Below are 24,980 nucleotides of genomic sequence, written 5' to 3' on the forward strand. Positions count from 1 at the left end.
TTTTAGCTTAAAATTTAGTCGATGAATTATATAAAGAGTATAGGAGCCTATACAATTATGTTAAAAAGCGTTTTTAAAAAACCTCAAAAGAGGAAAATTTTTTGGGAAGCTGTTTTTAGAGAGATAGATGATTTGGGAGTAAAGTCTATAGGAATAGTAGCTTTTATCTCTTTTTTTATAGGTGGAGTAGTGGCTATTCAAACCGCATTAAATTTAGAAGATCCAATTATTCCAAAAGATTTGATTGGGTTTGCAACCAAACGATCTATGATTTTAGAGTTTTCATCAACTTTTGTCATGGTAATTTTGGCAGGTAAGGTAGGTTCTTATATTACATCAAGTATAGGTACCATGCGTGTAACTGAACAAATTGATGCTTTAGAAGTAATGGGGATTAATTCCTTAAACTATTTAGTCTTACCTAAAATTTTAGCCACCGTATTTTTTTATCCTTTTTTAGTCTTATTGGCTATGTTTTTAGGAATTTTTGGTGGATGGGTAGCAGGTATTGCTACAGATTTATTTAAACCAGGAGATTATATTGCAGGAATTCAATTAGATTTTGAGCCTTACTTAGTTGCTTATAGTTTGATAAAATCAGTTGTATTTGCTTTTTTAATTGCGACCATTCCTTCTTATTTTGGATACTATGTTAAAGGAGGTTCTTTAGAAGTAGGTAGAGCGAGTACCAAGGCAGTAGTTTGGACGATTGTAGTGATTATTTTCTCCAATTATTTTTTAACCCAAATGTTGTTAAGCTAAAGTTATGTTAGAAGTAAAAGGTATATATAAAAGTTTTGGAGAAGCATCGGTTTTAAAAGGAATTGATGCTACGTTTGAGCCTGGTAAAACAAGTTTAATTATTGGGCAAAGTGGATCTGGAAAAACAGTTTTTTTAAAAACGTTGCTAGGGTTGCATATTCCAGATAAGGGAACTATTTCTTATGACGGACAAACTACAGAGTCAATGACTATTGAAGAAAAAAGACAGTTAAAGCAAGATTTGGGAATGGTATTTCAAGGATCTGCTTTGTTTGATTCTTTAACAGTAGAGGAAAATGTGATGTTTCCTTTAAAAATGTTTACAAATCAATCTAAATCAGAAATGTTAGATCGAGTAGATTTTGTTTTAAAAAGAGTAAACTTAAAAGATTCTAATCATAAATTTCCTGCAGAGCTTTCTGGAGGAATGCAAAAACGTGTTGCTATTGCTCGTGCCATTGTCACCAATCCTAAATATTTATTTTGTGATGAGCCAAACTCAGGTTTAGATCCAAGAACCTCTATCGTAATAGATAATTTAATTCAAGAAATTACAGATGAATATCAAATAACAACGGTTATAAACACCCATGATATGAACTCTGTAATGGAAATTGGAGAAAAAATTATTTTTTTAAAAGATGGATTAAAAGAGTGGGAAGGGACTAGTAATGATATATTCAAAACTGATAATGAAGCAGTTGTGAGTTTTGTTTATAGTTCTAATTTATTCAAGAAAGTACGCAAGGTATATTTAGAAGAATAAAATTTTATTTTTCTTTTGTGTAACTATATAAAAGTCCTATATTTGCACCCGCAATAACGAGTGGTATTAATGACCTGGTAGCTCAGTTGGTAGAGCATCTCCCTTTTAAGGAGAGGGTCCTGGGTTCGAGCCCCAGCCCGGTCACAAATTTTAAAACATAACGCGAGTTATTGCATGGTGAGATACTCAAGTGGCCAACGAGGGCGGACTGTAAATCCGCTGACTATGTCTTCGAAGGTTCGAATCCTTCTCTCACCACGGACGACCTGGTAGCTCAGTTGGTAGAGCATCTCCCTTTTAAGGAGAGGGTCCTGGGTTCGAGCCCCAGCCCGGTCACAAAAGCCTCCCTTTTAGGGAGGCTTTTTTTATTTCAGATTTGGATTTAAAACGAATAAAGGGGATCATGCCTAATTGTTGTGTTTAGGCAAAAATATTGGTTAGCCTGAAAAGAAAGAATTCTAGTTTTTTTACTCCCCCTGAACTGTGCTCTAAAAGCTTTGATTTCTGTGATAAAAGGTTTCCAAAACATTTGCACATCTTTATTGAAGTGATTTAAGTTTAATTCTAAATAGAAGCAAAAAGTCCTAACATAAATTTATGTTAGGACTTTTTGTTATACAATGAGCGGTTTTTTAATAATTAATCAACTCAATTTTTGTTTTATTAAGTCTTGCTTGCAACCACTGTTTTAATTGTGTTTCTTTTTGAATGTTTTTAAGCTTCCAGGTGGCTTCAAAAACAACAATGGTATCAACTGTTTTGAAATTTGTTTCTAGCTTGTTAGCAAAGCTTATTTTTTCTAAATCGCTATATATAATTTTAGCTTCTTGACTAATTTGTATAAAAGGAATTTGCTGTTTTAAAATGTGTTGTAGTTGCGTTTCTTTTTCAATTAATAAAGCTTCTTTTTGCTGAATGATTTCATCTTTGTTAGCAATAAGATTTTGATTTTTAAGATAAGAGTTTTTAATCATGTTGATTTCATCTTCCAATAAAGAACTTTTATCATCTTGTTGAATTTGTAAAGTAGAATTAGGCAGACCGTATTCCTCCATTTTATTAGACCACATTGTTTTTTGAGTCTTGTCTATATTGGTTCCCAATACTACAATTTTAATGTTTTTTTTGTCATAATCAATAAAAGTATTGATGATTCCTGCATTGGTTTTTTCTTGAAGTTTATTTATAAAATGTTCAGCATTTAATTTATATTGATTTTCTTTAAATAATAAGTAGAATTGATAAATACTAAAACTAATAATGAGGGTTGCAATAAAACCTGCTAATTGAGCAATTCTTTTTCGTTTTGTTTGGTTGATGTATCGAACCATTGGAAAACGTAAAAATTTTACCACAGCAAAAGTAGCAAGGGCAATGAATATTGCATTGATTATAAACAAAAACATGGCTCCAAAAAAGAATTCTAAGTTCCAAGTAGCCAAACCAAAACCTGCTGTACATAATGGGGGCATTAAGGCAGTAGCAATGGCGATACCAGCAATAGTATTGGTCATTTCAGTTCTTCTACTTAAAGCAATAATTAAAGCCAATCCCCCAGCGAGTGCAATTAATACATCTCTTACATCTGGAGCCGTACGGGCAATAATTTCTGGAGTTGCTTCTTGAAACAGAGGAATGCTAAAAAATAGAAAAGAGGTGGTAATACTCAGTCCTACCATCACCCCTAAATTTACCAGAGATCTTCTTAAAGTGTCAATGTCATTAATACCAATAGAAAGCCCTAAACCTAAAATAGGTCCCATTAAGGGGGATACTAGCATGGCTCCAATTACCACAGCAGTAGAACTCACATTTAATCCAATAGAGGCAATAAAAATAGAAAAAATTAAGACCCATGCATTGTGACTTTTTACAGGAATTCCTGCTTTTATTTTTTCAATGGTTACTTCTTTATTTGTCTCTTCTCGTATGTCTAAAAGATTGATGAGAAAATCTATAAAAGCAGTAAAAAAACCTTTAAATTCTTTTTGAACTTCTTTCTTTTTATTCTCAAGATGGTCTTCGTTATTTTCAGGCGTTGTATTTTTCTCCATAAATACTTAAAATTAGTGAATCACAATTTTTACAGGAGCACTACCTCTAACTAAGAATTTTTTATTGGTACTAATTTCTAAACATTCGTACCTAGTTCTTCTTTTGTTAAGTATTTTAAAAGTTCTGTTGTTTAGCTTAAACAAAACCCCTGGCTCTAAATCAAATATAAAATATTTATCATTATCAACATCAGAATTTATAGAATCTAGTTGGGTAGATAAAATAGGGTCACTGTCCGTTGTTGCTTTTGGGTTGATGAGGTGTTTTGCTAATGGATTTAGTATTTCATCGCTAAAAATATGGTTGTTTAAAAAAGGTAACATCAAACGTTGAAAACTTTGTTTCCATTCTATACCATGTGCTTTCGCTTTAGGATGTTTGATATGTGCATCTAAATGAGCAATTTCATGTACCAGCGTGATCAAAAATTGTTCTTTTGATAAGTTATTGTTTATGGAGATGCTGGCTATGGGTTTTGTAGCTCTAAAATCACCTCTTTTGGTTTTTCTGCCATTTACAATTTTTAAATGAAAAGTGTAGTTACTCAACAGTTTTATTAAAGAATCTTTAGCAGCGATAGGAATGTAGGGCAGTAGCTTGTCAATCATAAAATTATGGTGTTGTACTAGATACCTCTAAAACCTTTCCATTGTAAAATTTATGTCCTGTAGTAGCAAAATCATAAATATAATTAGCCATTTCATTTGGGGTAATAGGGGCTTGATAACCTGGAAAAGCTTCTTGTAACATTTCTGTTTGTACGGCTCCTAAAGCCAACACGTTAAATGCAATTTTTTGTTCTTTGTATTCTTCTGCTAATAATTCAGACAAAGTGATGACAGCTCCTTTTGATGAGCTATAAGCTGCTAAACCAGGGAATTTTAAACTTCCTTGAATTCCACCCATACTACTGATGGTGACTACATGACTATTTTCTTGTAAAAAAGGAATGATTTTTTGCGTGAGCAAGGCAACAGAAAATACATTTACTTGATAAACTTCCTGAAAATCTTTTTGAGATATTTCTGTGAATGGTTTGTTTACTAATTTTCCAGCATTGTGAATTAAGGCGGTTAGTTTGATGTTATTTTTAGTTAAATAATCAACTACAGTATCAATTTCATTTTCTTTACTTAAATCTACTCCAAAAGTTTTGATGTTTGGGTGATTCACCGCTTCTAAAGTATTAGTATTTCTTGATAAAGCTAAAACGTTAAAATTATTATTCGCAAATAATTGTGCCAATTCAAATCCAATTCCTCTGCTCGTTCCTGTTATGATTACAGTTTTATTTGTCTTCTTCATCTTCCGTTTCTAAAGTTTTAAAATCTATGTGTTGATAAGCTCCAATATCAGGAGTTGTAGTTCTATTTGTTCCAATAATATCCAAAGGAACTTCGGTTGCCGTAGTTATATCAGCTTGATTAATTCCTTCATTATTCAATCCAATTCTTAAATCGTTGATGGTAGTATTTCTGAAGTCAAGATTTTTGTTTAGCAACACATTTGTGTAATAGGTATTATTGTCGGTATTATATAAATCATCTCCTTTTTCTAAATCCAATAAACAATTTTTTATGTTGAAATTAAAAATAGGTTCATTGTCAATTTTATCTAAAAATAATTCAGAATTTCTAGTTCCAGAAATAATACAATTGATAAAATTAGCACTTTTTAATGGAGTATTTATTTCTGAATCTATATCATCAATATAATAATTAGTGAGAGAAACTGTGCTTTCGGATTTAATTCCTTTGCTCCAATAATTGGCAAATGTACAGTGTTTAAAAGTGTAATCACCTCCTTGTAAAAATAACCCTGCTTTTCCTGCTTGACCAATCACCATATTTTCTCCTACTATATTGGTGTTTTTAGTGTAGATACCATTTTCGGCAGCATTGTATATTTCGGTGTTTTTAATGGTGATAAGATTGTTGTTATTAGTGATGTTTAATCCTGTGGTTGGATTTAAAACTTTTAAATAATTAATATTTACTGTATTTGCGTTGTTGATGTTAATTCCTTGCCATTGTCCAGGAACTTGATCGTACTCGTGGTTTAAATTATCACTTTTAAAAACAATGGAATCATTTTGAGTTCCATTGATGTTTAAAGTAGCTCCTTGAGAAATGGTTAAACTTGAGTTTTTACTAAAATGAACGATTGCTCCTGCATCAATAGTTAAACTTCCATTTTTGGGGACAATGGCGTTTCCATAAATTACATAAGGTTTGGTATTGGTAAAATTGGTTTCCGATATTTCAAAGTCAGAATTGTTGCTATTATATAAAAAAGTAGCCTCTTTTACCAAAGTCACCAAATTTACATGTTGTTGTGTTCCGTTAGGATCAAACAAAATTTTATCCTCGTACACCATTTCAGCATTGGTTTCGTTGGCAGCAATGGTCCCTTCAACAAAAACGTAAATACTATCTTTTTGTAAAATTAAAACATCATTAAATTCAGTTCCAGAAATACCATCAACATTAATTCTGTATTTAGAATCTGATTTTTCTAGTTGAATTTTAGGAATTAGAATATCGTTTTTACTATTGTTATAAACCTTTAGAATTTTGGTGGTTGTACTAAGATTGTTAAAAACGGTGTCTAGAAATAAAGTATCTTTAGAAAAACTTAAGTTCCCATTACTTTTTATGGTGTTAAAATCTTTACGACATGAAAATTGACATGCCATAAGAATGATAAAACCTATTTTAAAAAGAGAAGTAAACTTCATTTATTTTACGATTTCAATTTCAAATAATTTGTCCCAGTTTTTACCAGTAACATATAACTTATTTGTATTTGGGTTGTAGGCAATTCCGTTTAATACTTTGTCTTGAGATTGCGCAATGGTTTTGTTGTCTAAGTGATCGGTTAAGCCGTTTAAATTAATAATAGCTTTTACCGTTCCGTTTTTGGGGTTGATGATGGTAATGGCGTTTTTCATCCAAATATTGGCATAAATTTCACCATTTACATATTCTAACTCATTTAATTCTTCAACACGTCTTTTGTTGGTGTATACTTCAATATAACTTTCTTCTTGACCATTTTCAGGATTTAAGAACCAAATTTTTTCAGTTCCATCAGATTTTATCAAATGAGTATCATTGTGAGTTAATCCCCAACCTTCTTTACTTTTATTGTAATTAAACGTTTTAAGTGTTTTAAAAGTGTCAACATCATAAATAAAACCAATACCTCCTTGCCAAGTAAGTTGATAAACTTTGTTGTTAAAAATGGTAATTCCTTCTCCAAAGTATTTATTGGTTAAAGGTTGTTCTTTTAAAACTTTTCCTGTTTCTAAATCTACTTTTCTCAATACAGATTTTCCTCTTTGTCCAGTTCCTTCATACAATTCGTTGTTGTGAAACTCTAATCCTTGTGTAAAAGCTTCTCTGTCGTGAGGGTAAGTGTTAATGACTTTGTATCCGTATACTTTGGGTTTTGTACTTGCTAAAAATATTACCTCTTTTTCTTTGTTGATAACATCATTGTTCTCTCCAATACTGGCTTTTAGAATGTGCTTTCCTAGGCGATAATTTGTAATATCAACAGTGGTTTTAGAACCCGATCCAATTTCTTTCCCATCTAAAAAATAAGTGATTTTTGTGTTTTCTTCTAAAGGAGTTGAAATAGAAACGTTTAATGGTTGATTAATTTGTATTTTTGTAGGCGTTTCTAGGTTAAAATCTGCTTGAGATTTACAGGCAGAAAAGCATAGAATAATTGAAAGTGATAAGATAATTCGGTTAAAAGACATCTGATTTATAAAAATAAGGTTGATTATGTAAAAATATTTCTTTTTATTTTTTTATTAATCAAAAATATAGTTAAATTTGCAGTCTCAAAAATAAAACACAGTTAAAACATATATATAATTATGAGAAAAGGAATACATCCAGAAAATTATAGAATGGTAGCTTTTAAAGATATGTCTAACGATGATGTATTTTTAACTCGTTCAACAGCAAATACAAAAGAAACTATTGAAGTTGATGGTGTAGAATATCCAGTTGTAAAAATGGAAATTTCTAGAACTTCTCATCCTTTCTATACAGGTAAGTCTAAATTGGTTGATACTGCAGGACGTATTGACAAATTCAAAACTAAATACGCTAAGTTTAAAAAGTAATTTTTTAACTTTTCAGAAATATAAAAAAGCTGTTGAAATTTTCAACAGCTTTTTTGTGTTTCCTATAATGAGGAAAGCTTATAATAAATCGTTTGCAAGGTTTGCCAATTCTGAACGTTCTCCTTTTTCTAATTTGATATGAGCAAATAGTTTGTGACCTTTTAATTTGTCAATCAAATAAGTCAATCCGTTACTATGTTCATCCATATAAGGGGTGTCTATTTGATTGATGTCTCCTGTAAAAATAATTTTAGTTCCCTCACCAGCTCTAGTAATAATGGTTTTTACTTCGTGAGGTGTTAAGTTTTGAGATTCATCAATAATCATAATCACTCCGGCCAAACTTCTACCTCTAATAAAAGCCAAAGCTGTTAATACCAAATCTTCATTTTCTTCCATTTCATCTAAAGCTTTTCTTTTTCTAGAATCTGCTTTGTACTGAGACTTGATGAATTTTAAATTATCAAACAAAGGTTGCATATAAGGAGATATTTTTTCCTCAGCACCTCCAGGTAAAAAACCAATATCTCTGTTACTTAACGGAATAATAGGTCTTGCTAAAATAATTTGGTTGTATAAAGCTTTTTGTTCCAAAGCGGTAGCCAAAGCCAAAAGTGTTTTTCCAGTACCTGCAACTCCTTGTAAAGCCACTAATTTAATGTCAGGATTTAGTAAAGCATCAATAGCAAATGTTTGTTCTGCATTTTTAGGTTTTATTCCATAAGCATAACTTTTTTCTACACGTTCTATTTGATCGGTTTCAGGGTTATATCTCGCCAATACAGAGTCTTGGTTGTTATTAATGATATAATAGCCATTGGCCATTTTTTGCTCTCCTAAAATTCCGTTTTCAGCAATGTGATTGTTTTGATACAATTCTCTAATCACATCCGATTCTAAATCATTAAGGTTGATAGATCCTTTAGAAACTTTCTTGATGTCTTCTACCTTTCCTGTTTTGTAATCTTCGGCTTTTAATTCTAATGCTTTAGCTTTAATTCTTAAGTTGATGTCTTTGGTAACCAAAGTAACTTTAAAGTCCGGATAAGATTCTTTAATTAACAAAGCAGTATCAATAATTCTATGATCATTTTTTTTAGAACCATAAGCATCTTTGGCATTGGTTCCCGATGCATTATCGTGCATAGAAATAAACAAATCGCCTTTGTTTTCACCTAAACTAATCCATTCGTTTAAATTCTGATCTTCTGATATTTTATCTAAAAAACGGATGACAGATCTAGCTTCAAAGTTTTTAGTATCGTTACCAATTTTAAAATTATCTAGTTCTTCTAGAACGGTGATGGGGATTACAACATTGTTGTCTTGAAAGTTTTTAATAGAATTATGATCAAAAAGTAGTACAGAAGTATCTAGTACAAATATTTTTTTCGCCTGTGTTTTTGTCATGTTGTAATGTTTAGTGTTTTCTAAAAGTAGCAATCTTTTTTTTGTAAAGCAATGTTCAAACCCCATAAAATAAAAGAAAAAGCTTAGATAATGCATGAACATTACCTAAGCCATTTTGATTTAAATACTTACCCCTAAGCATTATTTATTAAAGTTAATAAAAAACTTATTTGTAAACAAATGTTAGTCAGTGTTTTAAATTATTTCTATAAAACTTCTTTTCGTCTTACGTTAACTTTCATGGCTCCTTCAATAGGAGTTTCAGAGACTAAAATTAAATAACCACCACCACCAGCTCCAGCTAATTTCCACGCCAAGGCTTTGTCTTTGTATTTTTCAATTTCAGCATTAATTTTATCATTTATCATTGCAGGAAACATTTTTGTTTGTGCATTAAATGATTTTTTAAATCCTTCTGAAAACCTTTTTAAATCTTTGTTTTTAATAGCTTCCCATACTTCATCGGCAGCGCTTGTAAGTGATTTTACATTTTCTTTGTTGATGTAGGTTTCTTTTAATAAATCTAAACCAGGTTCTCTAGGCCATAATAAAGTCATATAAATATGATCTTCTAACCATGATATTGTTTCTTCATCATGGATAGATTCAAATTTAGTAGGCCAATATTGATTGTCGTAATGATGACGAACCAATCCAGGCATGCAAATACCAATAGCGTCTTGCGCTCCTGAAATTAATGTTGAACCAGGAGTGTTTTCAAACTTAAAAAGAATTTCAGCAAGTTTTTCGGGTTTTTCTAAGGGTAAATAATAAGGCCATATTTTTTTTGCAGCATTCCTTGTTGAGGTTGACATTCCACAACGTTCATTGTATTCAATAATAGGTTCAAGCGATAAAGTAATTGCCCATCCCGGGTGGTATTTAGAAACATAAGGCTGGTCTATCCAAGTTCCTGCAAGGTCTATTCTATAGGGTAAAACACAATTTCCACCAGACCTTATAGCTGTTGTAGAACGTTCAGGAAGTCCTTCTTCAGGAATTCTTCTTAGATTGATTAATTCAATGTTTAATTCATCACATAATTCTTGTTTAGAAGGAGAAAAACCATCTTCGTTTACCACAAAATAATCAGGTTTTAAATTTTTAAGATCTTCTCTAAAATCTAGAATTCCAGATCCAGAATTCACAAACGCTTTTGTAACATGCTTAATTGCATTGATCATGTAAAGTCGTTCTTGTTCTGAATTTATAGTCTTACGGCCTTTTAATTCTTCAATAGTAGTGTCTGAACCTATACCTACGTATAAATCTCCATAAGAGGAAGCTTCTTTAAAAAATGCGATATGTCCGCTATGTAACATATCAAAACATCCAGATACAAATACTTTTTTTTTCATTAGAATATTTTTCAAAGTTTTAACTTACAATATATTTCATGATCTAAAATATAGCAAACATTTGTTATTGTAAATATTTGCCTTATTTGATACTTTTTTGAAAAAAATAAAATTAATTATTGTTTTTTACATCCCAAAAATCTCTTAATTGATTTCCAAGAATCATAAATGACAAGACTAAAAGAACAATCAAGGTACCAGGAATAATAGCCAAGTATGCTTTACCTGTAACAATATAATTGTAGTGGTTTTTAATAATAATTCCCCAAGATGGAGTAGGAGGTTGTGCACCTAAACCTAGAAAGCTCAACCCACTTTCTACTAAGATCGAGGCTGCAAAATTGGATGCAGAAATAACAATAACAGGTCCAATAATGTTGGGTAAAATATGTTTGGTAATGATTCTAAAGTTAGAAAGTCCTAAAACTTTAGCAGCTTCAATATATTGTAAGTTTTTAACACTTTTTGTTTGCCCTCTAACCACTCTGGCAACTTCTACCCACATGGTTAATCCCACAGCTACATATATTTGCCATAAACCTTTTCCTAAGCTCACCGTAATAGCAATGACCAACAATATGGTTGGAATGGACCAAGTAACATTAATAATCCACATGATAATGCTGTCTATAATTCCACCAAAATAACCTGCTAAAGCACCCAAAGTCAATCCAATAATTAAAGATATGCTAACAGCTATTATCCCGATAGAAAATGAAATACGAGCTCCAACAATCAATCGGCTTAATAAATCTCTTCCGTATTTATCTGTGCCTAACCAAAATGTTTTTTTAAAGACTTTTATTTGGTCACTTTTAGCAATACTTAAAGTTTCATCTTGATTTAGTAATTGATATTCAATCTTTTTTTCTCCAACTTTAAAATTATGATTGATAGGAGTTTCTTTATTGTAGGCTTTACTTCCAGAGACCATTTTACTCCATAAACTTTGCTCAATACTTTTATTGTTTTCTTGTAGGATGTAAGTTGAAAAACCAGGGGGTTTTGTTTGTATAGTTACATGCATGGTGTTTGCATTAGCAGTACTATCAGGAGCTATAACATAAGCAAACAAAGCCACGAAGGCTCCAAAACAAATAAAGCCAACACAGAGGTTGGCTAATAGGTTTTTAGAAAAAATATTTTTAAAAAGTTGCATACCCTTATTTGTTGGCTACTTTTAATTTACTCAAAGTTTCAATCGCTTCATTTACATAAATGTCATCATGTAAGCTTTTGTGCCAAAATTTTCTTTTATCTCTTAAAATGGTGTCTGTTGCTATTAAATTATTTTCGTAGTTAGGAGAATAAAAAGTAAAAGGAGAATTGTATTTTAAGACATCTTTATATTGTTTAGCTTCTTTATTTAGGGCTTCTTGTTCTTCTTGATATCCTTTTAAAGTTAATGGATATGTTAAATTATCTTGATTCTTTTTAAGCCATTTAGCGTAAGAATCAATTTTATTAAATTGAGGATTGGTGTTTATGCTATTTTGCATATCAGCTACTACTTCGTTAAAATTAGTATAGTAGTCACTATTGTTGTATTTAGCTTTTTCAATTTGATCCCAATTTAATGGAGCATCTAATTCACGCTCAGCAATGTCTAAATAACTATATCTATCTGGCATCACAATATCAGAGCTTACTCCTTTTAGTTGTGTAGAACCTCCGTTAATTCTATAGAATTTTTGAATGGTTAATTTTAGCGCTCCCAAATCTTCACTGTAGTTTAAATATTGGTTGATTGGGATAACATTTTGTACAGTTCCTTTACCATACGTTTGTTTGCTACCAATAATTATCGCTCTTTTATAATCTTGCATAGCAGCCGCTAAAATTTCAGAAGCTGAAGCAGAAAGTTCGTTCACCATGATTACCAAAGGTCCATCCCAAAGTAAACCACTATCAGTATCGTTTTTAATATCTGGTTTGTTGTCTTTGTATTTTACTTGAACAACAGGTCCTTTATCAATAAACAAACCTGCAATATCAATAGCGGTGCTTAAAGATCCTCCACCATTGTTTCGTAAATCAATTGCTAATCCTTCAATTCCTTCTTTTTTAAGTGCTTCAATTTCTTTACGCATGTCTTTTGCAGAATTGCGCTGTCCTTGTTTGGTAAAATCAATATAGAATTTTGGCAAATCTATAATTCCGTATTTTTTTCCATCTTTTACAGTTGTGGTAGATTTTACAAAAGTATCTTCAAACTCAACAATGTCTCTAACAATAGCTATTTTTTTATAAGTATTGTCAACTTTTTTTACAGTTAAAACTACAGTGGTTCCTTTTTTACCTTTGATTAATTCAATAGCATCCGTTAAACGCATACCTACAATATTAGTAGGTTCTCCATCTACTCCTTGAGCTACTTTGGTAATAATATCTCCAACCTCTAACTCACCTTGTTTATAAGCAGGTCCACCAGCAATTAATTCAACAATTTTGGTATAACCTCTTTCGTCAGAAAGTCTAGCACCAATTCCTTCAATAGATCCTGCCATGCTAGAGTCAAATTTCTTTTTCATGTCGGGAGCAAAGTAGTTGGTATGCGGATCAAATTGTGCAGTAATACAGTTTAGGAAAATAGAAAACCTATCATTTTCAGGGGTACTGTCTTCGTAATAATATAAGTCTTCAATGTTGTCTAAAGTTTTCTCTCTAGCCTTTTTCTCCAACTCATCAAAGCTTAATTTTTGATAATTCTTATCATCTTTAAATTTGTCCTCTTCATCTTTTAAGTCATCAGTCAATTTACTAATTGTAGAAAACTTTAAATGTTTACGCCAAACATCTTTTTTTGCTTCAAGGTCTTTGGGATATTCGGTAGTTTTTGGATCTAAATTGATAGATTCTTTTTTATCGTAATCGAATTTGTTCTTTAAAATATCTTGATAAATAGGTTTTGATTCTTTTAATCTTTTAACAAAAGTATCGGTTACTTCTTTAAAAAAATCGAATTTTCTTCGAATGATTTGATTGTCAATATCGTGATAGTATTTTTTAAATTCAGCCACATCACTTGCTAAAAAGTAACGTTTATAAGGATCTAAATCTTCAATATATTTTTGAAAAACAGCTTCAGAAAATTTGTCATCAATCATTTTAGGCTCGTAATGTCCTTTCTCAAGAATAAAACGAAGTGCTTCCATTAAGATTTGATCTCTTTCTGGATCTTTGTCTGCTTGATGAGTATTGAAACTGTAAAATATTGATAATCCAATAATTAAAGTAAGTGCGTATATGTGTTTGATATATTTTTTCATGTAAATGGATGGAATCTATATTGAGAGCTACTAATTTAGTTTTTTTTCAAGGGGAATTAAAATAAAATTTAGGACATCTGCAAATAATCAATAAACGTATGATTAGTTTAATTTATTCCTAAATATTAATAGTAAATTTGAATCATAATATGCTACTTATGTCAAAAAACAAGCCAAAGATTTTAGTAACCAATGATGATGGGATTACTGCTAAAGGAATTAGAAATTTAATAAAAGAGATGTGCAAGCTAGGAGATGTTTATGTGGTAGCTCCAGACAAACCTCAGAGCGGAAAAGGGCATGCCATTACTATCGATGCTATATTAGAGTTAAAGCCTGTAAAAGTAGCCGATGGAGCTATGGTAGAAGTTGCCTGCTCTGGAACTCCAGCAGATTGTGTAAAATTAGCGATTAATGAAGTTTTAGAGGTAAAGCCAGATTTATGTGTATCTGGAATCAATCACGGGAGTAATTCCTCTATTAGTGTTATTTATTCTGGAACCATGAGTGCTGCCATTGAGGCAGGAATTGAGGGAATTCCATCCATTGGTTTTTCTTTGTGTGATTATTCTAAAGATGCCGATTTTGAAGAAGCTAGACCCTTTGTATATAAAATTGCAAAGCAAGTTTTAGAAAATGGACTGCCAGATGGAGTGGTCTTGAATGTTAACTTTCCTAAAATGTCTGAAGAAGCTTATCAAGGAATTAAGGTTTGTAGACAGGCAAGAGCCAATTGGAGAGAAAAGTTTGATAAAAGAATTAATCCATTAGGAAAAGAATATTTTTGGTTAACAGGAGAGTTTGAAAACCTAGATGCTGGTGAAGATACAGATGAGTATTGGTTGGCAAAAAATTATATTTCTTTGGTGCCTATTCAGTTTGATTTAACGGCTCATCACATGATTCAGAAACTAAATACTTGGAAATTAAATGAATAATATTGTAAAACAAGTGTTGGCAGGAACGGTTTTAGGACTTTTAGTAAGTGCTCTTGGGGCGTTTATTTTTATGTTGATTTTATTGCCAACCAATGATTTACAAGATACTTTCAATAAATTGTTAACTAACGGGTTACTAACCAAAATAATCACTTTAGGGACATTGCCTAACGTAATAGTTTTTCATTTGTTGATAAAAAATAAAAGAGATTATATAGCGAGGGGAGTATTAATGGCTGTGGTTATATTGGCTATTCTTTTTGCTATTTTAAAAATGTTATAAATGAAATATTACTTAATCGCAGGTGAAGCTTCGGGAGATTTACATGCTTCTAATTTGATGAAAGCTTTGTTAAAAAAAGATCCCAAAGCAGATTTTAGATTTTGGGGAGGAGATTTAATGCAAAGCGTTGGAGGGACTTTGGTAAAACACTACAAAGACCTTGCTTTTATGGGGTTATTGGAAGTGTTAAAAAATATCAGAAGCATTTTTAAAAACATTGATACTTGTAAAAAAGATCTTTTAGATTACAATCCTGATATGGTGATTTTGATTGATTATCCAGGATTTAATTTACGAATAGCAGAATTTGCTAAAAAGAATGGTATTAAAGTTCATTATTATATTTCTCCAAAAATTTGGGCTTGGAAGGAAAATAGAATCCACAAAATAAAAAGAGATGTAGATGAAATGCATGTTATTTTCCCTTTTGAGATTGATTTTTATGAAAAGAAACACAACTTTCCTGTAAACTATGTAGGGAATCCTTTGTTGGATGCTATTGCTGATAGAGAAGCCATAAGCGAAGCAGATTTTAGAAAGGAACACCAATTAAGTGACAAACCTATTATAGCACTATTGCCAGGAAGCAGAACCCAAGAAATCACAAAAATATTAACCATTATGCTTTCGGTAGTTGATGTTTACAAAGATTATCAATTTGTTATCGCGGGTGCTCCAAGTAAATCTGATGAATTTTATGAACCCTTTATAGGGGATTCTAATGTAAAACTCATTAATAATAAAACATACGATTTGTTATCTATTTCCCATGCGGCATTGGTAACTTCTGGAACAGCTACTTTAGAAACAGCTTTATTTAAAGTGCCAGAAGTAGTTTGTTATAAAACTAGTTGGTTGACCTACAAAGTAGGAGTCATGTTGGTGAAAATGGAATTCTTTTCTTTGGTCAATTTGGTGATGGATAGGGAAGTAGTGAAAGAGCTGCTTCAGGATGAATTAAATAAAGAAAACCTAATTACAGAGTTGAATAAAATTTTATCCGGAGCAGGAAGAACTAAAATGTTAGCAGATTATGAAGAACTTCACAAAAAACTTGGCGGTGTTGGTGCTTCAGAAAAACTTGCCACGGCTATTTTAAAATAAAACAATAATTAGTAACTTCATGATGCTATGAATTTACTAATCAGCTATATACCGTTTCAGGTATTGTTGGGCGTTTTGATAGGAATTCTATATCCTGTACAGAACATCTACGTTATTTGTGTTTTACCACTTGTTACATTAATAATGATGTTTTTATTACATCGTTATTTGATGAGTAAAAGTTTTTCGCATCAACTTTTCTTTTTATTGTTGATGCTATTCGGAATGTCTGTCAGTTGGTTTTCTCAAGTCCTACAAGATGATTTAAAGGATGAAAATCATTATATAAAGTATTTAAATCAACAGGTCCATACAAAAATTACACTAGTAAAACAGTTAACCGATACCAATACTTATCAACGTTTTTATGCAAGCGTAAATGTTGTAAATGACACTTTAACAGAAGGAAAAATATTGATTGAAATTCCTGTAAAAACTTCAAAAGTTTCGGAGTTACAAGTTGGGGATATTTTGTTTTGTAAAAGTAATTTCAAAAGAATAAATCCACCATCTTCTCCATATGATTTTGACTATAAAACTTATTTAGCTAGACAAGATATTTATGCTAAAATTAAATTAGAGCACAATTATATCAAAATTGGGAATAATACTTCTTGCTTAATCAAACTTCAAAAACTCAGAAATAAAGTAAATACAGTCTTAGAAAGTTCTAGTTTATCAGCAAATACCATTGGTTTGATGAAAGCGATGTTGTTGGGAGATAAGAATGGAGTGACAGATGAAATGTTAACTTCTTTTACCAATTCTGGAGTGGTACATATTATTGCTATTTCTGGAATGCACGTAGGCGTTTTATATTTTATGTTGCTTTATACTTTTGTATTCATTAAAAGATTTAAATACGGAAATTATGTATATGTAATTGTCGTTATTCTTTGTTTGTGGAGTTTTGCTGTTTTTTCTGGTATGTCTAGTTCAGTCATTAGATCTGTAACCATGTTTAGTTTTTTTACCTTAACCAAGTTAAAAAGTGGTAAAAGATTGGTTTTAGAAGCCATCATTACCTCCATGTTGGTTTTGTTGTTATATGATTCAAATTATTTATTCAATGTAGGCTTTCAATTAAGTTATTCAGCTGTTATATCCATTGTTGTTTTTTATCCTTTGTTTTCTAAGTGGATAAAAGTAAAGTATAAAATTGCTAAATATTTTGTAGATGTTTTAGTGGTTTCGGTCATTGCTCAATTGGGTGTTTTGCCTTTTGCTTTGTATTATTTTCATCAAGTACCCCTACAATTTTTGTTTACTAACTTTTTTGCTGTTTCGTTATTACCTGTTGTTTTGTATGGAGGAATTATTGTGTTGTTTAAACTTTTGCTATTTAAAAACCAGTGTTTTATAGAAAGTTTATACAATGATTTTATTACTTATTATTTAGAAGTTGTTCAGTATTTTTCATCGTTTTCCAATTGGATTCTTAAAGATGTTTCTTTTTCTAAAATGGAGATTATATATTATTACGTTTTTCTTTTTTGTGTTTGGTACTTGGTTGATTCTTTTAATTACAAACGAATCAAACATTCATTATTTTTGATTATTATTTGTCAGTTACTTCTTTTGTTTGAGATGTATAAAGAAAATAAGGTCTCAGAATTATTGATCTATAATAGTATTGGTCAAAATATGATTACGGTTAGGCATCAAAATACAATCACAATATTTGCAAAAGATTCTTTAACAGCGAAAGATTCAGTTTTATTAAAAGCCAATCAGCTAAAAAATAAACTAAAAGAAATTAATTATTCAAGTAAAGAGGTGTTTACTTTTAAAAACGATAATTATTTAGTCATCAACAAAAACAAACCATACTATTTACTAAAACAAAAAGAGTTGATTTTAATTATTGTTGATAACCCTAGAATAAACTTAGAAAGATTGATTACTTCATTAAAGCCAAAACAGATAATCATTGCAAGCTCTAATTATAAAAACAACCAATTAAAATGGAAAAGCACCTGTAAAAAATTACAAGTGCCTATTTATTGTGTTACAGAATTAGGAGCTTTTATAAAGAATTAAAGATTGCTTTTAAATTCTTTTTCAAAATCAGCCCATTCTTTATTGATGTAAATTCCTTCGCTCATATAGGTGATGATTTTTTCCATCATAGGAGCTTGTAAATATCCAGGAATAACTTCTACCAATTCTTGATTTTTATTCAAAAAAACAGTGGAAGGAAAACTTAGCTTTCCATTTAAAAGAGAAGCTGCTAATTGATGAGTTCCTCTTCTTCCATTGGCTACAAATTTAAAGGTGTGACCATTATAAGTAATATCTTCTTTTTGTTCTGCATTTAGCTTTACTGCATAAAAATGATCATTCACATAATTCACAATTACTTCTTCACTGTAAGTACTAGCATCCATTTTATGACACCAAGTACACCAATCTGTGTAAACATCAATTAAAATAGGTTTAGGATTGGTTTTATTTAGTTCTATTGCTTTTTCAAAACTAATCCATTTAATTGATTTAACCTTAGGTTCAGGATTTGCAAATAATAGAGTTGGAATGACTAAGAGTGATAATAAAAATGATTTCATGTAAATAGATTTTATTTTTTATGTCAATTATTTTAGTTAAACCTAACAAAATTATTTAATTCCATGCATTTTTTGTACCAATACTTTGTTTAATCCAGCCATAATTAATCCAGCAATAATAGGGATGATTGTAAAGATTAAAAAGAAAGTTGATAAACTATATTTTTGAGTGATTTCTTCAATCATACCACCTGTCATACCTGCTATTTTGTTACCTGTAGCAATAAACAAATAATATACTCCAAACATAATTCCAATCCATGAAGCAGGTACTAGTTTTGACACGTAAGATAAACCTACAGGAGAAATACATAACTCCCCTAAAGTATGAAATAAATAAGCTAAAATAAGCCATACCATACTAACTTTTACAACATTTTCAGTTGATAAACCAAAGCTTCCATATGCTAGAAATCCAAAACCTAACCCTAACAGAATCAATCCTACAGCAAATTTAAAAGGTCCAGATAGGTTATATTTACTTTCCCACCATTTTGAAAATACAGGAGCAAGCAAAATGATAAATAGTGAGTTTAAAATTCCAAACCATGTTGCAGGAACTTCTGTACCCGTGGTAAAAAATTCATTATAAACCTTCCAGCCTACAATTCCCCAAATAATGATAAAACTTAATGACAAGATGATATTTCCAACTGGATATTTTTTGATAGTTTCTTTAAAAAGTTTTGCTAGTACATAGGTTATAATCGCTAATGGTACTATTGTTAAAATAGCATCTACTATTTTAAAAATAGTTCCAGCATTTCCAAATAATTCTCTTTGCGTGTATTTGTCAGCAAAAATGGTCATAGATCCTCCTGCTTGTTCAAAAGCAGCCCAAAAGAAAATAGTAAAAATTGAAAAAACCATGATAACCATTATCCTATCAAGAATTACTTTTCTTGGAGTGTGTTCAACTGCTGTGGCAACTTCATTGTCTGTCTTTGCATATTCTTTTGATTTTTTTGGTGTTAAACCAATATGTCCAAAAATATCTTGGGTAAAGTAGAACTGCAACATTCCAAAAAACATGAATATTCCAGCCAATCCAAACCCCCAACTCCATGAAACTTTCTCACCAATATATCCACACAGCATAATCCCCAAAAAGGCACCAGCATTAACTCCCATATAAAACAAGGAATAAGCTCCATCTTTTTTTTCTGGATGACTAGCGTATGCATTAGAAATAATAGAGGTCATGTTAGGTTTAAAAAAACCATTTCCAATAATCAAACAACCAATACCGATATATAAAAATAAAGGAGTTTCTACAGCCATAGCAGCGTGTCCAAGAGTCATAATAAAAGCTCCTAAAATTACAGCCCATCGATATCCCAAAAGTTTATCTGCTAAAAGACCTCCAATAACGGGAGTAAAATAAACAGACATAGTATATGTACCATACAAGGCCATTGCATCTTGAGTAGACCAAGCCCATCCGCCTTTTGCTAATTCTGATGTTAAAAATAATACCAGTAATGCACGCATTCCGTAATAAGAAAAACGTTCCCACATTTCTGTAAAAAATAAAATAAATAAACCTGCCGGATGTCCTAGCACATTACTACTGAAAAAATGATCGGATGATTTTTGACTCATAATTTTTTTATAAATAATTTTAATTTTCGTTTTCTTCTGCTCCGTGTGTTAAGGCTTTTAATTTTTTAAGGAATAACAAAATTAATCCTCCAAAAAGCATACAAAATAAAGCAATTCCGGTAAAAACAGCATATTCTCCTAAAGACGATGCTGACTCTCCTAATAATCCAGCTAATTTATTACCAATACCAGTCATAGCAAAATAAACTCCCATCATAATAGAACCATACTTTACTGGTGATAATTTGGTAATGAAGGATAGTGCTACTGGAGAAGATGATAATTCTCCAATGGTATGAAACAAATAGGCTAATACAAGCCAGTACATTGCAGACTCTCCATTGTTGTTGTATTGCGCAACTGCAGCTGTCATAAATAAGAAACCAAACCCCATAATCATGGTACCTAAAGCCATTTTAAATAATGAAGAAGCTTCTTTGTTTTTTAACTTTCTTTTAGCCCAAAATCCAGCCACTGATGATCCAAGTAAAATGATAAACAATGCATTTAATGATTGAAACCATGAAGCAGGGACTGAATTACCAATTAAAGGTAGAGAGAATGGTAATGACCGATCTGTTTTTTCAGAGGTAAAAATATTCATCAAACCTCCTGCTTGTTCAAAAGCTCCCCAAAAGACAATAACAATTAAAAATGATAATAATAGAACTATAATTCTATCTTTTTCTATGGATGTTAAAGGTTTGTTGAATTCAATATTAGATTCTTGTTTATTTGATTTTCCTAAAAAATTACCAACGTGGGATAAATGTTTTTGTCCAAATATGTATATAAGCTGCCCTAGTAACATACCTACACCAGCTAAGCCAAATCCATAATGCCAGCCAATGTTTTCACCAATATATCCAACTAATAATGAAGCTAAAAAAGCTCCTAAGTTTATTCCTATATAAAAAATAGTAAACCCTTTGTCTCTTCTAATATCTCCTTGCTTGTATAATCCACCAACCATGGTAGATATATTAGGTTTTAATAATCCTACTCCAGCAATAATTAATCCTAATCCAGTATAAAAAGCCCAATATTCTTCAATAGCTAATATTCCGTGTCCTAAAACTAAAAGGAAACCACCTATCATAACGGAACGTTTTTGTCCAATAAGCCTATCAGCAATAATACCTCCAGGTATTGATGCTACATAAACCAACATGGTATACCATCCGTATAATGCTAAGGCTTCAGTTTGTGTCCATCCTAGTCCTGCATTCTTATCTGTTGTTTGTGCGACTAAATATAGAACAAGAATAGCTCTCATACCATAGTATGAAAAACGCTCCCACATTTCTGTAAAAAATAAAATAAATAGACCTGAAGGGTGTCCTAGTATATTTTTTTGATTGCTTTTATTCTCTCCATACGTAAATTCCATGTAATTATTAATTTTAAAGGTTCAAAAATACATTTTTGTATTTTGTTTCCCTTTGATATGTAAAATAAAAAAAGCTGCCAATTGGCAGCTTTTTTTATTTTACATATGTTTTTTACAACCATTTGTTGTATCCAAATACAAGGTTTATACCGAATCTTAAGTTAACGTTTTTTATATCTTTAGGATTTCCCAATACCTCATTTAATCTAGAAGTAGCAAAAAATAATTGAACTGGACCTAATTTTGTTGCGAAATTTAATCCTAAATCCATATCTCCTTGAGCATTTTTAATACCAACAATACCATATGTAGATTTGTCTAGTGCTATGTTATACCCTAGAGCAAGAGTCGCTTCATTATTAGTATTAATAAGGTCGTTAAACATGGTAAGTCTAAGCTGGTGTATACGAGCTAATTTATAACTTGCAGAGAAATATGAGTTTGTAGCTAAGGATGTTCTGTAACTTTCACCTTTTCTTTCGCCTGTTCCTACATCATCAGCTAATTTATCTCCAAATTTTTCAGCAATATCATCATCAGTGTCTAAATCAACACCATTAACCATCAAGTCTGTTTTATCGTTTAAATAATATTCCGTGATGTTCTCTTTCCAAGTGATAGAACCTATGTCATTAATAGCAGCCTCAATAACTAAATTTGGAATAATTTCGTAACTCGCTCCAATATCAAAACCAAAACCACTATTTGCAGTATTAATTTCATAGTCTTCACCATCTTTATAACCTGCGACTCTAGCTACCGCATCTTGTGTGTTTATTATCCAAGTTAAATCATCATTTATATTAACTTTAGCATAACCATCTTCTTTAGTAGATCCGTTAGCAAGTCCAAGAATGTATTTAACACGAACACCAATCGCTAATTTATCATCTAAAAATTGTTGGGTAAATCCGATACCTCCTTCAGCATAGGCAGAACTATTGATTTTGTCGTTTAATAAAATTTCATCCTCAACACTATTAGCTAGCAAATTAATAATTCCATTTTTACTCATTTGCCAATTAGAGTTTTCTTTAATATTAGCAAAGAAGCTTATAGAACCATGTTTGCGTTTAACAGATACAGTTAAAAGGTTAACGTTTACTTTCTGATTAAGTGTACTATAATCTCCTTCTATACTATTATAAAGATTTGTAAAATTATATTTTAACTTATCTGTTCCTTCTATTGGAGTTAATAAGTCTGAAGCTGAAAACCCATTACTAAATGCCATTCCTATGTTAGGCAAAGAAATAGATAAAGAGTTTTTAGGAATATATACAGGAGATATATCTGTAGATTGTTGAACGTAGTCTCCTAAATGAAAGAAAGAGATCTCACTTTGTGCTTTTACACTGTTGTAACCTAAGACAGTGAAAGCAAATATTGCTATTAATTTTTTATAGTTTTTCATGTCTATGGATTTAGTTTTTGCTTAATTTTAAATCTCCTTTAAGGGCTAAATCAATTCTAACTTGATCTGTACTTTTAACTTTGACTGCTGTAGCAGTTCCATCACCATTGCTATCTGTGTCAAATACAATTGATAAGTTTACATTGACAGCATCACTAAGTAATTTGATTTCAGATTCGTTAAAAGTAACTGCAAAATCATTTCCATTCATAGGAACATGAGCATTTATAACACTATTATTAGTGGTGTCTATAAGGTTGTTATTGTTGTCTAAATTGTAAATAGAAAAACCATCTGTTCCTACAGGTGCTGCAACAATGGCTTGTATAGTTTTAGAAAATAGAACATTTTCATTTTCATCAACAAAATCCATATTGATAGTTCCGTTAAAAGGAATGGTGTTTTTTGTAGCAACTCTTAAAGATAATCTCTTTGCATTGTCTTGTATATCATCACCTAAGTCTAACTTAATAGGATCAGGATTGAAAGTTACATCATCAAAAGTAACATGAAGAGGCAATTCTACATCTACATTAACACTCATTGTATTACTAATATTGAAAAAGTTGTTATTGGTAGTAGTAGAATTAGGGTTGGAAGTACCAGCAACATTTAAAATAAATTGAGTTGGTTTTTCATTTAATAAAGCCGCTAAGTTTGAGTTATTACTGTTTAATGTAATTTCTGATGAAACAGCCGTGTTTGAACCAGCGGCGATCATTGCATAGTAATCACCAGCTGCTGCTGTATCTGTATTTTCAGCAATGTTATCACTTGGGTCTATTCCTGGAGCATTAATTTCTAAAATATTATTAGAAGTAGCGTCTGTAGATATTCCCTCTAATTTAATACCAATAGGGAATCCGTATTCGTTTGTAGCAGAAAGTTTTAAAATAGGTTCTTCAAAAATAAGAGATCCTTCTCCAATCTCATTAAAAAAGTCCATGTCAAAACTTTGGCTGCTTACATTAAATCCACTTTTTTTGAAATCTCCTTCAGCAGTATTCACTATAGGGTTTTCAAGGGCAATTGTGTAGGTTAACTTATCATCTGAACTAACAAGATCTCCAGTTTCAAAGGTAACAGTAGCGTCTAATTGTACAGCTATGTTGTTAAATCCACCTTTAGTATCTGGATCATTCTCAATATTTGTGTAGGTAAAATCAAAGTCATATCTATTTAAATCTACTGGTATAGTAAATTCATCAGACCCTGAGTTGTTGTTTAATATAAATTTTCTACAGTAGCTACCAGGGTATTCAGGATTTTCTATTAGTCCAGGTTCATTTGGGTCTTTTCTTTTAAAAGAAGGTATCGTAAATATAATTTCTGTTTGAGCCTCAGTAGTGGTTTCTAAAGTAATGGTAAAAGTACCTGAAGAAAAATCAGCAGCTGTTAGATCAGAATCTAAAGTTAGTGTTTGAATATCTTTAAATGAATCTTCTACTTTATCATCTGGAACTAATCCTAATGAGTAAGGTGCTTGCCCTATTAACCCAGAATCTTCCAAAAGGTTGAAATTACCATTAAATGTTTGATCTTCAACGTTTACGAAATCTGTGTTTTGACCACCATCTAAAGTTTGAGAATAAGAAAAAGTAATGATGTCATCAGTTCCAGTAGCTACTGTTAAATCTTCATTAAGTTCTTCAAATAATTGAGTAGCTGTATAGTTTACATATCCAATAGGTATACCCGAAATAGGAATTTCTGGATCTTCTATTTCCTTATCAAAAAAAGAAGTGTCAAATGTGTCGGAACAGCTAACTGTACTAAAGAGTACAGCAGCAACAAGAAAATGAAATCTTGTCTTTTTCATGTAGTTTTTCATAATTTTAATTATAGTTGTTGAAACAAAAATAGGGAAATGAACCAGATTTAACAAATGTTATCTTAATTAACCTTAGTTGTTTAATATTATAGATTC

General features: G+C 31.0%; 21 protein-coding genes and 3 tRNA genes. 10 read left to right on the plus strand and 14 right to left on the minus strand.

The features are described 5' to 3' along the window. Positions 1-21 precede the first annotated feature (21 nt). From QVZ41_RS06545 to QVZ41_RS06565, 5 genes are all read left to right on the plus strand, one after another. Complete coding sequence (locus tag QVZ41_RS06545; protein ID WP_302883747.1) at positions 22-762, plus strand: MlaE family ABC transporter permease; 741 nt, start codon at positions 22-24, stop codon at positions 760-762. Positions 763-766: 4 nt separating this feature from the next. After that, a complete protein-coding gene (locus QVZ41_RS06550; RefSeq protein WP_302883748.1) occupies positions 767-1,528 on the plus strand; it encodes an ABC transporter ATP-binding protein in 762 nt (253 codons plus the stop codon). A gap of 71 nt (positions 1,529-1,599) precedes the next feature. Further along, positions 1,600-1,672: transfer RNA gene (locus QVZ41_RS06555), tRNA-Lys, on the plus strand. A gap of 32 nt (positions 1,673-1,704) precedes the next feature. Next, positions 1,705-1,786, plus strand: a tRNA-Tyr gene (locus tag QVZ41_RS06560). Positions 1,787-1,791: 5 nt separating this feature from the next. Then, positions 1,792-1,864 (plus strand) — tRNA-Lys (locus tag QVZ41_RS06565). A gap of 296 nt (positions 1,865-2,160) precedes the next feature. Here QVZ41_RS06565 and QVZ41_RS06570 read toward each other — a convergent pair. The 5 genes from QVZ41_RS06570 to QVZ41_RS06590 are packed head-to-tail and all read right to left on the minus strand — an operon-like array spanning position 2,161 to position 7,349. After that, positions 2,161-3,582, minus strand: coding sequence for a DUF389 domain-containing protein (locus QVZ41_RS06570; protein ID WP_302883749.1), 1,422 nt, complete (start codon positions 3,580-3,582; stop codon positions 2,161-2,163). 12 nt (positions 3,583-3,594) lie between these two features. Then, positions 3,595-4,191, minus strand: a complete 597-nt coding sequence (locus tag QVZ41_RS06575; RefSeq protein ID WP_302883750.1) for a SprT-like domain-containing protein — start codon at positions 4,189-4,191, stop codon at positions 3,595-3,597. Positions 4,192-4,195: 4 nt separating this feature from the next. Further along, positions 4,196-4,888: an SDR family NAD(P)-dependent oxidoreductase gene (locus QVZ41_RS06580; protein WP_302883751.1), complete on the minus strand. Its 693-nt coding sequence runs from the start codon at positions 4,886-4,888 to the stop codon at positions 4,196-4,198. Further along, complete coding sequence (locus QVZ41_RS06585; RefSeq protein WP_302883752.1) at positions 4,872-6,320, minus strand: hypothetical protein; 1,449 nt, start codon at positions 6,318-6,320, stop codon at positions 4,872-4,874. The genes QVZ41_RS06580 and QVZ41_RS06585 overlap by 17 nt, the downstream gene beginning before the upstream one ends. Continuing rightward, positions 6,321-7,349, minus strand: a complete 1,029-nt coding sequence (locus QVZ41_RS06590) for a glutaminyl-peptide cyclotransferase (RefSeq protein ID WP_302883753.1) — start codon at positions 7,347-7,349, stop codon at positions 6,321-6,323. A gap of 120 nt (positions 7,350-7,469) precedes the next feature. Between QVZ41_RS06590 and QVZ41_RS06595 the strand changes: the two genes are divergently transcribed. After that, a complete protein-coding gene (locus QVZ41_RS06595) occupies positions 7,470-7,721 on the plus strand; it encodes a type B 50S ribosomal protein L31 (RefSeq protein ID WP_073121469.1) in 252 nt (83 codons plus the stop codon). Positions 7,722-7,799: 78 nt separating this feature from the next. On the opposite strand, the gene QVZ41_RS06600 is transcribed toward QVZ41_RS06595, so the two are convergent. From QVZ41_RS06600 to QVZ41_RS06615, 4 genes are all read right to left on the minus strand, one after another. Continuing rightward, positions 7,800-9,131: a PhoH family protein gene (locus QVZ41_RS06600; protein WP_302883754.1), complete on the minus strand. Its 1,332-nt coding sequence runs from the start codon at positions 9,129-9,131 to the stop codon at positions 7,800-7,802. Positions 9,132-9,337: 206 nt separating this feature from the next. Beyond that, positions 9,338-10,489 (minus strand): FAD synthase family protein, encoded by a 1,152-nt coding sequence (locus QVZ41_RS06605; protein ID WP_302883755.1) that lies wholly within the window; start codon positions 10,487-10,489, stop codon positions 9,338-9,340. Positions 10,490-10,601: 112 nt separating this feature from the next. After that, complete coding sequence (locus QVZ41_RS06610; protein ID WP_302883756.1) at positions 10,602-11,648, minus strand: ABC transporter permease; 1,047 nt, start codon at positions 11,646-11,648, stop codon at positions 10,602-10,604. A 4-nt stretch (positions 11,649-11,652) separates the two neighbouring features. Continuing rightward, on the minus strand, positions 11,653-13,758 hold the full coding sequence (locus QVZ41_RS06615) for a carboxy terminal-processing peptidase (RefSeq protein WP_302883757.1): 2,106 nt from the start codon (positions 13,756-13,758) through the stop codon (positions 11,653-11,655). A 158-nt stretch (positions 13,759-13,916) separates the two neighbouring features. Here QVZ41_RS06615 and surE point away from each other — a divergent pair, with 158 nt between their 5' ends. From surE to QVZ41_RS06635, 4 genes are read left to right on the plus strand one after another with little or no spacing between them, the layout of a single operon-like run. Next, positions 13,917-14,696: a 5'/3'-nucleotidase SurE gene (gene surE, locus QVZ41_RS06620; RefSeq protein WP_302883758.1), complete on the plus strand. Its 780-nt coding sequence runs from the start codon at positions 13,917-13,919 to the stop codon at positions 14,694-14,696. Further along, a complete protein-coding gene (locus QVZ41_RS06625) occupies positions 14,689-14,979 on the plus strand; it encodes a hypothetical protein (protein ID WP_302883759.1) in 291 nt (96 codons plus the stop codon). Before surE ends, QVZ41_RS06625 begins: the two co-directional genes overlap by 8 nt. Then, on the plus strand, positions 14,980-16,083 hold the full coding sequence (lpxB, locus tag QVZ41_RS06630) for a lipid-A-disaccharide synthase (protein WP_302883760.1): 1,104 nt from the start codon (positions 14,980-14,982) through the stop codon (positions 16,081-16,083). A 27-nt stretch (positions 16,084-16,110) separates the two neighbouring features. Next, positions 16,111-18,123: a ComEC/Rec2 family competence protein gene (locus tag QVZ41_RS06635; protein WP_302883761.1), complete on the plus strand. Its 2,013-nt coding sequence runs from the start codon at positions 16,111-16,113 to the stop codon at positions 18,121-18,123. On the opposite strand, the gene QVZ41_RS06640 is transcribed toward QVZ41_RS06635, so the two are convergent. From QVZ41_RS06640 to QVZ41_RS06660, 5 genes are all read right to left on the minus strand, one after another. Beyond that, the gene (locus QVZ41_RS06640; RefSeq protein WP_302883762.1) at positions 18,120-18,647 is read right to left on the minus strand and encodes a thioredoxin family protein; all 528 of its coding nucleotides are present in this window, start codon (positions 18,645-18,647) and stop codon (positions 18,120-18,122) included. The genes QVZ41_RS06635 and QVZ41_RS06640 overlap by 4 nt on opposite strands. 51 nt (positions 18,648-18,698) lie before the next feature. After that, positions 18,699-20,249, minus strand: a complete 1,551-nt coding sequence (locus QVZ41_RS06645; RefSeq protein ID WP_302883763.1) for a peptide MFS transporter — start codon at positions 20,247-20,249, stop codon at positions 18,699-18,701. Positions 20,250-20,268: 19 nt separating this feature from the next. After that, positions 20,269-21,639, minus strand: a complete 1,371-nt coding sequence (locus QVZ41_RS06650; RefSeq protein WP_302883764.1) for a peptide MFS transporter — start codon at positions 21,637-21,639, stop codon at positions 20,269-20,271. Positions 21,640-21,751: 112 nt separating this feature from the next. Further along, on the minus strand, positions 21,752-23,053 hold the full coding sequence (locus QVZ41_RS06655; RefSeq protein WP_302883765.1) for a DUF5723 family protein: 1,302 nt from the start codon (positions 23,051-23,053) through the stop codon (positions 21,752-21,754). A 10-nt stretch (positions 23,054-23,063) separates the two neighbouring features. Next, positions 23,064-24,872: a hypothetical protein gene (locus QVZ41_RS06660; protein WP_302883766.1), complete on the minus strand. Its 1,809-nt coding sequence runs from the start codon at positions 24,870-24,872 to the stop codon at positions 23,064-23,066. Positions 24,873-24,980: the final 108 nt, after the last annotated feature.

It is taken from the genome of Wenyingzhuangia gilva (assembly GCF_030519655.1).
In the GTDB taxonomy this organism is placed as follows: Bacteria; Bacteroidota; Bacteroidia; order Flavobacteriales; family Flavobacteriaceae; genus Wenyingzhuangia; species Wenyingzhuangia gilva.

Coding starts and splice junctions, on each gene's coding strand:
- QVZ41_RS06545 (WP_302883747.1), top strand. CDS start 22: ATGAATTATATAAAGAGTATAGGAGCCTATACAATTATGTTAAAAAGC.
- QVZ41_RS06550 (WP_302883748.1), top strand. CDS start 767: ATGTTAGAAGTAAAAGGTATATATAAAAGTTTTGGAGAAGCATCGGTT.
- QVZ41_RS06570 (WP_302883749.1), bottom strand. CDS start 3,582: ATGGAGAAAAATACAACGCCTGAAAATAACGAAGACCATCTTGAGAAT.
- QVZ41_RS06575 (WP_302883750.1), bottom strand. CDS start 4,191: ATGATTGACAAGCTACTGCCCTACATTCCTATCGCTGCTAAAGATTCT.
- QVZ41_RS06580 (WP_302883751.1), bottom strand. CDS start 4,888: ATGAAGAAGACAAATAAAACTGTAATCATAACAGGAACGAGCAGAGGA.
- QVZ41_RS06585 (WP_302883752.1), bottom strand. CDS start 6,320: ATGAAGTTTACTTCTCTTTTTAAAATAGGTTTTATCATTCTTATGGCA.
- QVZ41_RS06590 (WP_302883753.1), bottom strand. CDS start 7,349: ATGTCTTTTAACCGAATTATCTTATCACTTTCAATTATTCTATGCTTT.
- QVZ41_RS06595 (WP_073121469.1), top strand. CDS start 7,470: ATGAGAAAAGGAATACATCCAGAAAATTATAGAATGGTAGCTTTTAAA.
- QVZ41_RS06600 (WP_302883754.1), bottom strand. CDS start 9,131: ATGACAAAAACACAGGCGAAAAAAATATTTGTACTAGATACTTCTGTA.
- QVZ41_RS06605 (WP_302883755.1), bottom strand. CDS start 10,489: ATGAAAAAAAAAGTATTTGTATCTGGATGTTTTGATATGTTACATAGC.
- QVZ41_RS06610 (WP_302883756.1), bottom strand. CDS start 11,648: ATGCAACTTTTTAAAAATATTTTTTCTAAAAACCTATTAGCCAACCTC.
- QVZ41_RS06615 (WP_302883757.1), bottom strand. CDS start 13,758: ATGAAAAAATATATCAAACACATATACGCACTTACTTTAATTATTGGA.
- surE (WP_302883758.1), top strand. CDS start 13,917: ATGTCAAAAAACAAGCCAAAGATTTTAGTAACCAATGATGATGGGATT.
- QVZ41_RS06625 (WP_302883759.1), top strand. CDS start 14,689: ATGAATAATATTGTAAAACAAGTGTTGGCAGGAACGGTTTTAGGACTT.
- lpxB (WP_302883760.1), top strand. CDS start 14,980: ATGAAATATTACTTAATCGCAGGTGAAGCTTCGGGAGATTTACATGCT.
- QVZ41_RS06635 (WP_302883761.1), top strand. CDS start 16,111: ATGAATTTACTAATCAGCTATATACCGTTTCAGGTATTGTTGGGCGTT.
- QVZ41_RS06640 (WP_302883762.1), bottom strand. CDS start 18,647: ATGAAATCATTTTTATTATCACTCTTAGTCATTCCAACTCTATTATTT.
- QVZ41_RS06645 (WP_302883763.1), bottom strand. CDS start 20,249: ATGAGTCAAAAATCATCCGATCATTTTTTCAGTAGTAATGTGCTAGGA.
- QVZ41_RS06650 (WP_302883764.1), bottom strand. CDS start 21,639: ATGGAATTTACGTATGGAGAGAATAAAAGCAATCAAAAAAATATACTA.
- QVZ41_RS06655 (WP_302883765.1), bottom strand. CDS start 23,053: ATGAAAAACTATAAAAAATTAATAGCAATATTTGCTTTCACTGTCTTA.
- QVZ41_RS06660 (WP_302883766.1), bottom strand. CDS start 24,872: ATGAAAAAGACAAGATTTCATTTTCTTGTTGCTGCTGTACTCTTTAGT.